General features: G+C 41.8%; 9 protein-coding genes and 2 pseudogenes. 2 read left to right on the forward strand and 9 right to left on the reverse strand.

Annotated elements, in window-relative coordinates; translation table 11 throughout:
* Positions 1-136 precede the first annotated feature (136 nt).
* From B4Z47_RS14840 to hxlB, 8 genes and pseudogenes are all read right to left on the reverse strand, one after another.
* On the reverse strand, positions 137-1,288 hold the full coding sequence (locus B4Z47_RS14840) for an iron-containing alcohol dehydrogenase (protein ID WP_070564616.1): 1,152 nt from the start codon (positions 1,286-1,288) through the stop codon (positions 137-139).
* Positions 1,289-1,578: 290 nt separating this feature from the next.
* Positions 1,579-3,224 (reverse strand): annotated as a pseudogene (pgi, locus tag B4Z47_RS14845) (glucose-6-phosphate isomerase).
* A gap of 63 nt (positions 3,225-3,287) precedes the next feature.
* Positions 3,288-4,163, reverse strand: a complete 876-nt coding sequence (locus B4Z47_RS14850; protein ID WP_034722848.1) for an AraC family transcriptional regulator — start codon at positions 4,161-4,163, stop codon at positions 3,288-3,290.
* 14 nt (positions 4,164-4,177) lie between these two features.
* Positions 4,178-4,906: a 6-phosphogluconolactonase gene (gene pgl, locus B4Z47_RS14855; RefSeq protein WP_286709538.1), complete on the reverse strand. Its 729-nt coding sequence runs from the start codon at positions 4,904-4,906 to the stop codon at positions 4,178-4,180.
* The gene (zwf, locus tag B4Z47_RS14860) at positions 4,899-6,419 is read right to left on the reverse strand and encodes a glucose-6-phosphate dehydrogenase (protein ID WP_286709537.1); all 1,521 of its coding nucleotides are present in this window, start codon (positions 6,417-6,419) and stop codon (positions 4,899-4,901) included. Before zwf ends, pgl begins: the two co-directional genes overlap by 8 nt.
* Before the next feature lie 11 nt (positions 6,420-6,430).
* Positions 6,431-7,828: an NADP-dependent phosphogluconate dehydrogenase gene (gndA, locus tag B4Z47_RS14865; RefSeq protein WP_286709536.1), complete on the reverse strand. Its 1,398-nt coding sequence runs from the start codon at positions 7,826-7,828 to the stop codon at positions 6,431-6,433.
* 131 nt (positions 7,829-7,959) lie between these two features.
* On the reverse strand, positions 7,960-8,589 hold the full coding sequence (gene hxlA / locus B4Z47_RS14870) for a 3-hexulose-6-phosphate synthase (protein WP_027374807.1): 630 nt from the start codon (positions 8,587-8,589) through the stop codon (positions 7,960-7,962).
* 38 nt (positions 8,590-8,627) lie between these two features.
* Positions 8,628-9,191 carry a 6-phospho-3-hexuloisomerase gene (gene hxlB / locus B4Z47_RS14875; RefSeq protein ID WP_070564632.1) on the reverse strand — a complete coding sequence of 188 codons (564 nt, stop codon included), beginning with the start codon at positions 9,189-9,191 and terminating at the stop codon, positions 8,628-8,630.
* A gap of 426 nt (positions 9,192-9,617) precedes the next feature.
* On the opposite strand from hxlB, the pseudogene B4Z47_RS14880 reads away from it, so the two are divergent.
* Positions 9,618-10,031: pseudogene (locus B4Z47_RS14880) on the forward strand (DEAD/DEAH box helicase family protein); the annotation flags it as partial.
* A 206-nt stretch (positions 10,032-10,237) separates the two neighbouring features.
* Positions 10,238-10,726: a tetratricopeptide repeat protein gene (locus B4Z47_RS14885; protein WP_070564638.1), complete on the forward strand. Its 489-nt coding sequence runs from the start codon at positions 10,238-10,240 to the stop codon at positions 10,724-10,726.
* Between the two features lie 252 nt (positions 10,727-10,978).
* Here B4Z47_RS14885 and B4Z47_RS14890 read toward each other — a convergent pair whose 3' ends face one another.
* On the reverse strand, positions 10,979-11,644 hold the full coding sequence (locus B4Z47_RS14890) for a response regulator (RefSeq protein ID WP_070564641.1): 666 nt from the start codon (positions 11,642-11,644) through the stop codon (positions 10,979-10,981).
* Positions 11,645-11,650: the final 6 nt, after the last annotated feature.

Genomic DNA, 11,650 nt, shown 5'->3' on the forward strand with positions numbered 1-11,650 from the left:
AATTTATTTAGGACACATATGAATTCAAAATAAGAATTTCCGATTCCAATTTAATAAATATAGTTCCAAAATACCAAACGGAGGAAAGTGATCCACCCTAAATTAAAGGGTAAACCACTTTCTTCATCAAACTGGTCTAATTCTGATAGATATTGCCTTCAAAAGAAGCATTGTAAAGATCTTTTAGGTCCTGTAAAGTCGGTTTACGCGGATTGAAACCTGTACATGGATCTTCTAAAGCATTTTTGCTGATGAAATCCAGATTTTTCTCCCAGTCTTCACGGGAAATACCGAATGCTTTAAGTGAACCTATGTTGTTGACGGACGCTCTAAGTTTCTCAATTTCCTGAGCCAGCTCCTCTGCTGATGTCCTGCCAACAATTTTGGCCAGATCAGGGTATCTGTTTGTTGCTGTCTGATTGTAACGGATCACATTTGGAAGGAATATCGCGTTGGCTGCACCATGGGGAATACCATAAAGGGCACCAACTTGATGCGATAATGAGTGTACAATACCCAACCATGCATTATTAAAAGCTAAACCTCCCATAAATGAAGCATCGTGCATGTTTTGACGAGCCTTGATATTGCCCGGATTATTCACCGCTTCTTCCAGATTCTGAAAAACAATTTCCAGACCTCCTTTTGCCAGTACATCTGCATAGTTGTCTTCAATATTCGACACATAGGCTTCCACACAATGTGTCAAAGCATCCAGCCCCGTATTTGATGTGATGTGAGCCGGCATTGAAGCACATATTTCTCCATCTACAATTGCAATATCCGGAGTTAGCTCGTAAGAAACGATCGGATACTTCACCCCTTTTTCTCTATCAGTGATAACCGCCAGACCTGTTGTTTCTGTTCCGGTACCACTTGTAGAAGGGATCGCTACAAATTTAGCCTTCTGGCGTAATGTCGGAACAGTGAAAGGTTTTGTCATTGCCTCAAAATCGGCATCGGGATATTCATAGAAGACCCACATCATTTTTGCCGCATCGATTGCAGAACAGCCCCCAAGACCAACAATCCAGTCCGGTTCAAAATCACGCATCACTGCAGCTCCCTTAAGACTTGTTTCCGAAGACGGATCTTCTTCAACACCGTCAAAAACAGCAGTTTCAAGTCCTGCTTCGTTTAAATAGGAAAGTGCTCTATCTAAGGTCCCACTTCTTTTCATTGATTGTCCACCAGTTACAATGATCGCTTTCTTTCCTGAAAGGTTCTTTAATTCTGATAAACTTCCAGCTCCGTGAAATACTTCGCTGGCAACAAATAATTTGCTCATATTTTATTTTAAATTTCTTATACAAAAGTACTGCAATGACAGACGCTGATGTTATACATTGAATATTATATGATATACATTTGCTCCCTTATGAATAAACAACTGAAATTAAAACAAAAAGGCAGAAAACAACCGTTATTCTATTCAAAATCAAATACTTTACACTGAGCACAACATTCATTTTTATACATTTAATCACTGACATACAGCATATAGCGTACTGTATCAAGTATAAAAAGCAGAAGTTTATTACTTCTGCTTTTTATACTCGGAGTAAAACCTATCCTGAATCAGCGCCAGGACTTATATTGATTGATCAACCCATTGGTAGATGAGTCGTGGCCCTGAACCTGGTGATCCTCCTGAAGTTCAGGTAAGATAGCATTAGCTAATTGTTTACCAAGTTCAACACCCCATTGATCAAAGCTGAAAATGTTCCAGATGACCCCTTGCACAAAAATTTTATGTTCATAAAGAGCGATCAGTTTACCCAATGATTTTGGCGTTATCTTTTTCAGCAAAAATGAATTTGTCGGACGGTTTCCCTGAAATACTTGTATTTACGCTGCTGCTCGATTTCATCAGCCGATTTTCCTGATCCCTGCAATTCGGTTATCACTTCCTCCGCTGACTTTCCGTTCATCAGTGCTTCGGTCTGCGCAAAAAAATTGGACAATAGTATTTTATGATGTTCTCCCAGCGGATTTAAACTCTGAGCAGGCGCGATGAAATCCGAAGGTATCAGCTTAGTCCCCTGATGAAGTAACTGATAAAACGCATGTTGTCCATTGGTACCAGGTTCGCCCCAGACTATAGGTCCTGTCTGATAATCAACTACATGACCGTTACGGTCGATATATTTACCATTGCTCTCCATATCCCCCTGTTGAAAATAGGCCGCAAAACGGTGCAGGTATTGATCATACGCAAAAATACCCAAGGTCTCAGCACCATAAAAATTGATATACCAGATCCCCAAAAGAGCCATGATTACCGGAATGTTCTTTTCAAAGGGAACATGCTGAAAATGCTCGTCGGCCTCATGGGCACCCTCCAATAACGCCTGGAAATTATCATATCCTATTCCAAGACTGATGGATAGTCCTATTGAGGACCATAATGAATATCTGCCCCCTACCCAGTCCCAGAACACAAACATATTACGCGTATTGATTCCGAACTTTTCCACCTCAGCTTCATTCGTACTCAGCGCAACAAAATGTTTTTCGATATCTTTTATTTCAGCCCCCGCCTCAAGCAGCCAAGAACGCGCACTATGGGCATTGGCCATCGTTTCCTGGGTGGTAAATGTTTTGGAAGCAATAAGAAAAAGTGTAGTTTCAGGATTAACATGCTTAAAGACCTCAGAAATGTGCGTACCATCGACATTCGATACAAAATGCAGATTCAGAGGCGTTTTATATGCTTTTAAAGCCTCCGTTACCATGACGGGGCCGAGATCTGACCCACCGATCCCGATATTGACAACATCAGTTATCGCCTTTCCCGTATATCCGGTCCAGCTTCCCGAAAGTACATCCTGTGTGAAATTTTTCATCTGGTCCAGTACTTCATGAACCTGGGGTATGATATTCACTCCATCAACAGTAATTACCGCATTTTTTGGCTGGCGCAGTGCTGTATGCAGAACAGGCCTGCCCTCCGTTGCATTGATCTTGTCTCCAGCGAACATTTTATCAATCGCCTGGTCTAGTTTCACCTCTTTTGCCAGCTCCAGCAAAAGGTTCAGCGTCTCTCCAGTAATTCTGTTTTTTGAATAATCAAACAGTACATCGCCCCATTGCACTGAAAACGTGGAGAAGCGATGGGGATCTTCTATAAACAAATTGCGGATCTGCACATCTTTTATCATCTGGAAATGTGCCGTAAGCTTCTGAAAAGCCGCTGTATCTTTTAAATTAACCGTTGGTAACATATGTTTAAGATTTATGTTACAAACCTCGTTCAATTCTCCGGCGGTCACGCAACCAACTTATACCTATGTCTTATACATTTGCGCCAATTGCTGCTGCAGGTCCGTGGGTGTTTCATCAAGCTTAGCCTTAACAAACTTATTAAGTGCAGCGGGTGAGTTGAAGCCAAGTTCGAAAGCAATTTCTTTATGGGAATAGCTGGAGAGCAGCAACAGCTGCTTGATCTCATTCATGATCCTTGCGTGGATGGTTTCGATCGAGGTCAGCCCCGCGGTTTTCTTGGTGATCTCATTTAATTTTTTGGGTGAAATCAGCAATTTTTCCGCATACCAGCTTACTGTACGTTCTGTCTTGTAATACCGCTCCAGTAATTCTAAAAATTTCCCATAGAGTTTTGTATTTTCATTGGTCAGTTTATTCTTGTCCCACTTCGTGTGGACAAACTCGACCAGCTTAAGTAACGTTATCTTGATGTAAAACCGTGCCTGTTCTTTCTTTACCGATGTTAGGTCATGGTATAGTTTTTCTATCTGATCCAACAGCAACTCTACTTCCTTGGTCTCCGCTACGGGCAGTTCAATATGATTGAGTTTGACAGAAATGTTGTGATTGTAAATACTCAGCTCATTTTTAAGGATATCCGAACAGAACAGCACTTCATCAAACAGGATCATCTTGCCCTCAAAGTTGCTGCTGATCTGTTCTTTTGATGATAGCTGTCCAGGAAATATAACACAGATGTTATTTTCCGTCACATCGTACCGACGGTCCTCTACCTGCATTTTCATTTTGCCTTTTTTAACAAATAATAGACAAAAATGGTCTTTTGTATGCGGTTCCCTATATTCCTCCAGCGCATTCCTGTCCAATTCAAAAATATGAAAGGGCGTGATTGCCCTTTCAGAATTATGCTGAATATCTTTCAGATGATGTGTGATCATATTTATTTTTTATATTAAATAGTGCCGTGCAAATATTTTGCTGCTTTTTTGTCTACCAAAAATAATAATTCTCCCTGAGATGGCGCAAGCAATTGTGCCGGGTATATTCTGGGGTTATAAGGTCCCTCGATAACCTCTTTGAGAGCTTCCGCCTTCGTTTCTCCAAAAGAGATCACGAGTAGTTTTCGTGCCCTGTTAAGAAAAGGGGCCGTCAGTGTAATCCTGTACATCTGCTGCTGTTCCAGATAATACGCAGTGACCCAATTTTCTGTTTCATCCAACGCCTCGGTTCCCGGAAACAACGAGGCAGTATGCCCATCTTGTCCCATTCCAAGAAGGATGAGATCCATTCTGCCATCACTTCCCAGCATTTCTTTTAATAATACATTATATACAGCAGCAAAATCCTCTGCTGTTATACCGTCCCGGTACATGGGAAAGACATTGACCGGCCGAACAGGCACTCTGTCCAAGAGCTGCTCATAGGACATCCTGGCATTGCTCAGGTCATTGTCAAGTGGCACCCACCTTTCATCTCCCCAGAAGATCAGTACTTTGGTCCAGTCGATCTGGTTTTTATACTGATCTTCCGATAATAACCTATACAGGCCTTCCGGTGAAGATCCGCCCGTCAGTGCAACAGCAAAATATCCTTTCTGCCTAATCGCTTCATTTGCAGAACTGATAAAAACCGCTGCAGCTTCTTTGAAAATTTCTTCTGTGGTCGCAAATATATTAAGCATCTTGTTCCTTTTTAAATTTTTCGGCAGAAGTAGATAACCAGTGATGCCCCTGTCTCTTCAATAAATCATCTGCAGCTGCAGGCCCCGCACTTCCAGCAGCATACGTGTCCATCTTTGGCGAATTTCCGCTTTCCCAGGCGGCCTGAATATTAGAGATAACATCCCAGGCCTCCTCCACCTGATCCGAACGCATAAAAAGAGTAGAATCCCCGTCAAGAGCATCCAAGAGTAAGGTTTCATAAGCTTCAGGAGTTTCCGATGAACATTCAAAATAGTCGAATACCATTTCAGCCGGTTTCAGCTTCATGTCCAGACCTGGTTTTTTGGTCATGAACGACAGCCTGACGTCCATTTCTGGCTGGATATTGATCACCAGTTTATTGGGGAACAGAATATTCAGATCATCTCGAAATGTCGTGCACGGGACGTCTTTGAAACTGATCACGATGGAAGATTTTTTTTCCTGCATGCGCTTGCCCGTCCGCATATAGAACGGTACCCCGCGCCAGCGTTCATTGTCAATGTAAAACTTCATCGCAACATATGTTTCGGTATTTGAGTTTGGATTCACTCCGGGTTCTTCCAAATAGCCAGGTTTCTTTTTACCGTCAATCTCTCCCTCGATATACTGTGCTCTTACCGTATAATGTCCGATATCCTCAAGATTCATCCTTCTGACACTTTTGAGCACATCTACTTTACGGTCCCTGATCTCTGACGATTCAAATGCAGCGGGAGCTTCCATGGCAATCATGCAGAGAATCTGCATCAAATGGTTCTGGATCATATCACGGAGAGCACCCGACCCATCATAGTATCCGCCCCGGTCTTCAATGCCGACAGTCTCCGCAACGGTAATCTGTACAGAATCGATATAATTATTATTCCACAATGGTTCAAAAATGGTATTTCCAAAACGGAAAGCCAGGATATTCTGTACATTCTCCTTTCCAAGGTAATGATCGATTCGGTAGATCTGCACTTCCTTAAAAGTCTGCGAAAGGAGCTTATTGAGTGCTACGGCCGAAGCCTTATCATAGCCAAAAGGTTTTTCAATGATCATCCTGTCCTGATCAACATTCTCGGTAAGACCTGCATTTTTTAAGCTATTCGATACCGTTTCAATAAAACTGGGTGCTACCGAAAGGTAAAACAGACGGTTGGATCTGATCCCCAAGTTTACATCAATGGTATCAAGTTCATTTTTCAACCGGATAAAAGATTCCTCCTGTGTTATATCAAATCTGATAAATTTAATTTTCTCACTGAAATTATTCCATTGTTCCTGGGAGAATTTTTGGATTCTTGAAAATGTCCTGATATTTTCAAGGATATAATTCCTGAATTCTTCCTGTGTCTGTTCCGTTCTTCCCAGTGAAAGAACTTCAAATTCCTCGGGAAACCAACCCTCCAGGAACAGATTGAAAAATGCAGGAAATAATTTTCTTTTCGCCAAATCTCCTGTTGCCCCAAAAACTACGATAGAGGTTGGCTTTTTATCATTATTTTTCATTTTATTTAATTTTAAGATTCCCAACGGGTATGGTATACGCCTTCCTTATCAGTTCTTTCATAAGTATGCGCTCCAAAAAAATCCCGTTGTGCCTGAATAAGGTTCGTAGGCAAATTTTCTGCACGGTAAGCATCGAAATATGACAGTGCATTCATCCATGCCGAAACAGGTGTACCATTCTGAATGGCATCCCGAATGATGGACCGGATACCTGCCTGTGATGCATTTAACTTGGCAGCAATCTCCCTGTCAAGCAGAATATTTGCAAGATCCGGCTGTAAAGCGAACGCCTTTCGGAAGTCTTCCAGAAGTGTCGCACGGATGATACATCCCCCGCGCCAGATTTTACACACGGTCTCCAGATTCAGTCCATAACCATAGGTATCAGATGCCATCCTAAGCTGGGCAAGCCCCTGTGCGTATGTGCTAATAATGGCGAAATAAAGACCGGCCTTCAGATGTTCTAGATCAACAGGATCAACTTTTGACGCATTTTGCCAGGTCAGCAGTTTCGATGCCTTAATCCTTTCCAATTTATATTTGGACATGTCCCGCATATTGACAGCAGCGTCGATCACAGGCACGGGTACCTGAAGATCCATTGCATTTTGAGATGTCCATTTACCTGTCCCTTTGGATTTAGCCCAGTCTGAAATCAGATCCACCAGGAAAGTATTCTCTTCTTTTCGCTTTAGAATAGCTCCGGTAATTTCAATGAGAAAGGAATTCAGTTCTTCCCTATTCCACTGTTCAAATGATTCCTGTATCACTTCATGCTCCAGATGATAGACATTCTTCATTATATCATAGGTCTCTGCAATAAGCTGCATAATTCCATATTCTATACCGTTATGAACCATCTTCACATAGTTGCCCGCTGAGCCGTTACCCAAAAATTCAACGCATGGTGCATCATCAACTTTTGCAGCAATTGCTTCAAAAATGGGGCGTAATCGCTCATAAGCTACCTTATCACCTCCGGGCATCATACTCGGCCCCCTTCTGGCCCCGCTCTCACCACCTGAGATTCCCATACCAAAAAAGTGGATTCCCTTTGACGAAAGCTCCTGATACCTCCTGTCGGTATCAGAAAAATAGGTATTGCCCCCATCGATTATTATATCGCCCTCATCCAGCAAGGGAAGTAAAGTTCCTATTGCCCCGTCAACAGCAGAACCCGCAGGAACAAGGAGCATTATTGCTCTCGGGCTTTCCAGAGATTTAACAAAGGATTCCGGATCAACGGTTGCAAAAATCTGATGGTCTTTCTGTGCTTCATTCTGCAATGAACCGGCCTTCTCCTGATCCATATCCAGCCCGGCCACAGCAAATCCATGATCCGCCATATTGAGCAATAAATTTCGGCCCATCACACCCAGGCCTACTATACCAAAATTATATGTCTTCATTTTCTAAATCTTTAAATATTCTATTTATATCATTCTTCACTACAGTTAAAAATTGAGCAGATTAGATTTGCAGTATAAAGTCTTCCCTGTTAGTACAGAGAAGACTTCGAAGGATAGTCCGACTTTCTGATTTATGCTGTGATGGCTTCTTTCAGGGCTTTAGCTGCTGCAGCTGGATCCTGGGCACCATAGATGGCTCCTCCGGCAACAGCTACTGCTGCACCAGCAGCCACGACATCTTTAATCGTGTCAAGATTTACACCACCGGCAATCGAAAAAGGAACCTGTGCCTCACGGCCCTCACCGATAAGTTTTTGCACGTTATAACCCGGCTGAGCCTGTTCATCAAGGCCGGCATGCAACTCAACAAATGCCACACCAAAGGCTGTAACTTCTTTGGCACGTTGTACACGGTCTTTTACGCCGATCGTATCAACTACTACTTGTTTACCGGCTTTTTTTGCAGCTTCTACTGCACCTTTGATCGTGGAATCATCAACAGCACCCATTACGGTTACCAGATCCGCACCTGCATTGAATGCCATTTCTGCTTCTAATGCACCTGTATCAGCTGTTTTCAGATCCGCAAAGACCAATTTATCAGGATGCGCGGATTTCATTGCGGTGATCACTTTTAGACCTTCAGCTTTGATTAAAGGTGTTCCCAGCTCGATGATATCCACATAAGGTGATACTTTTGCAGCCAAATCAAGGGCTGCTTCTGTAGTCAATAAGTCAATCGCTACTTGTAACTTAGTCATAATATAAAATTTTAATATTTATTTAATTGTATTTCTCGTTATTCAAGATTGGCATGTTTCGGCCAGAGCTCCTCTTTTGTCAGGCCTGAATCTCTCCACAGTGTCATAAATACAGCATCAAGGACCCAAAGGACAGACTGTTCAAAGAGACTTCCAGCATACTGACGGGACGCTGATTCTCCAAAGTCCGTCTTCACCGCCGCATTAACAAGCACCACATGGTCTGAAAGGCTAGCAATTTTGCTATTCGAATCCGCTGTAATGCCTATTACAGTTGCATGTTGTTTTTTTGCCTTTTCAGCGGCGATTACAAGTGTCGGCGTGCTTCCAGAACCGGAGCCTACCAGCAGAAGATCGTTCTCTAAGATTGCGGGCGTAGTTGTTTCACCCACAACATATACATTTAAGCCTAGATGCATAAATCTCATGGCAGCCATCTTCAGTGCTAAGCCTGTACGTCCGGCACCTGCAAAAAATATACGGTCCGCTTTCTTTAAATTGTCCTCCAGTGTCTGTAGCGATACCGGATTCAGCACTGATGAAATCGCTTTAATTTCATCCAGGATTATATTTAAATTATTTATTGAACTATTCTCTTCCATTTTCTGTAGTAAGGATATTTTATCATCAGATCTTCTGATTTGATAATACAAAGGTATGTTGCCTGAGACGCATGATATTATACATATAACATTATATAATATACATTTGCGACCTTCTTGACCACTGTAAAAGAGCGGGTTATATTTTAATAATACTGTATTGTATAGGGAGTGGTGTCGCTGAACTCAGAAAAAAGATAACTGTGCCTGATCAATAACAGTCCGACGCACATTATGGTCTTACCAAACTATTTTATGTCTAGTAGTCAAACATTAAATTCCAGAGCTTTAGTTTACGGATCAATGAAACATTGATTTTCCCGGAACACCGGCAAACCGTGAATCAGTTTTTTAATTATATTTGTGTTACAACCAACTAACAGGAAACTTATGTCAAAAGGCCTTTTTATATTACACTCATAGTATATTCCCGCAGGAGACCAGCCGGATGCTATCGCAAGACTTGTTTCGGGAATTGAATCTGGAGCTACCCACCAGACACTCAAAGGTATCACAGGTTCAGGAAAGACCTTTACAATGGCAAACATTATCCACCAGCTAAAGCGTCCGACCTTGATTCTTGCACTTAACAAGACCTTGACTGCTCAGCTATATGATGAAATGAAGCAATTTTTTCCAGAGAATGCTGTTGAGTTTTTCGTCTCATATTATGATTATTTTCAGCCTGAGATGTATCTGCCCGGCAGTGACCGTTTCGTTGAAAAAGATTCTTCCATTAACGAACATTTGGAAATACTCCGCCTTTCCACCACAAAATCCCTTATTGAACGCAGGGATACTATTGTTGTCGCATCGGTTTCGTCCATTTATGGATTTGGAGCATCATAATCAAGTCCCTTCCCCAGTTCATTGACAAAGGTAATTTCGCCGCCGAGACTTTCAATACGGGAAACCGTATTTGCCAGACCTTTTCGATACGATAAATACCGCTTTAAAACTTAACGTCATCGACATACTGAAAGAGGATTTTTTAAGAAATTTTGATACCTTTTAGAAAAATTACAACCAGCAATTTATTAATCTATATGAGTGCAAATGTTCCTATTGTAAGGTCAGTGTCCTGGCCAGCTGTTTTAATCCTTATTGTGTTCTGGATGGTCCTGATGGTAGCTTCCTTATTCTTATTCCAACTTGAGGGCATGATCGTCGCCTCAGTTCTTTTTTTCATTTTAATAACAGCATTGCAACAGCTCATTCCAAAGAGCCACAAAAAGGGAATGAAAGCAGTCAAACAAAATGAGTTTAACGGTGCGATTGAATATTTTAAACAGAGTGTCGATTTCTTTACAAAAAAGAAATGGTTAGATAAATATCGGGCAGTTACCATGTTTAGCGCTTCAAAAATGAGCTATCGGGAAATGGCGCTCTGTAATATTGCATTCTGTTATTCGCAGACCGGGCAAGCCGAAAAAGCAAAAGCGCTATACGAAGAAATTTTGGAAGAATATCCGGATAATGGAATCGCTTACTATTCGTTAAACACAATCAATACGTTTTCCAATCAGGCTGATTAAATGATCGAGCATTTAGCTGGATCTCTTATAAGTCGGCTGTTATATATGATCATAAAAACAAATAAGGGCTATCGGTGGATAGCCCTTTCTCATCATCTTATTGGTTAAAATATGGCACTAAATATCTTGAATTCATCAGATATCGTATTTTCGGCAAGTAACCCAACCTCGTTATTTACCTTGCTTTCACAAAAGTAGCACGATACCCCCAAGATTCTTTACGGAAAACCGTAATCCGATATCAAAGATAATTTATATAAAACCTAATTCCTTGCAGTGTGCAACAAGCTGTTCATTTTTGATAAAACCTAGTACATCTTTCATGAGGTTGAGCCTTTTCTCGATACTACTCAGACTCGACGGGCGGATATCACGCTGCTGGAGATATTCGGGCATTTCTTTTTGGGACACGCCTTCATACAGGAGTTTAATGATATGCAGGTCAAACTGCGTAAACTCGTGCGAGTTCTGCTCCTGAATAAATTTTTTACTGTCGGGTGATTGGTACGTGCGGTTCTGATCAACAGCTTGCAATGCCTCGCGCAGATGTTGGCCATCGCGGCGCGCTTTGCGAACAAGGCCATCAATCTCGTTATTCTTGAACATATCATTGATCAGGGACGAACGGTCCTTGGCCGTCAGGACAATAACCTTAATGTCTGGTTGTACAATCTTGACAGCTTTGATCAGTGAAAGGCCATCCTTTATCTCCTGCGGACTATCATCATCTTCGAATTCGATATCCGTAATGAGTAGGTCATATGGTTCGCCATCGCGGATCGCATTTTTAATCCAGGTCAACGCATGGTCACAGTAATAAACGTATTTGGTATTGTGAATACCGAGGTCGTGCAGGGTTTTCTGCACAGAAATGTTGGCTATCTCGTGGTCTTCGGCAATCAGTACTTTCTTAAACATACATTA

It is taken from the genome of Sphingobacterium sp. UBA2610, from assembly GCF_002339225.1.
Taxonomy (GTDB): Bacteria; Bacteroidota; Bacteroidia; order Sphingobacteriales; family Sphingobacteriaceae; genus Sphingobacterium; species Sphingobacterium multivorum.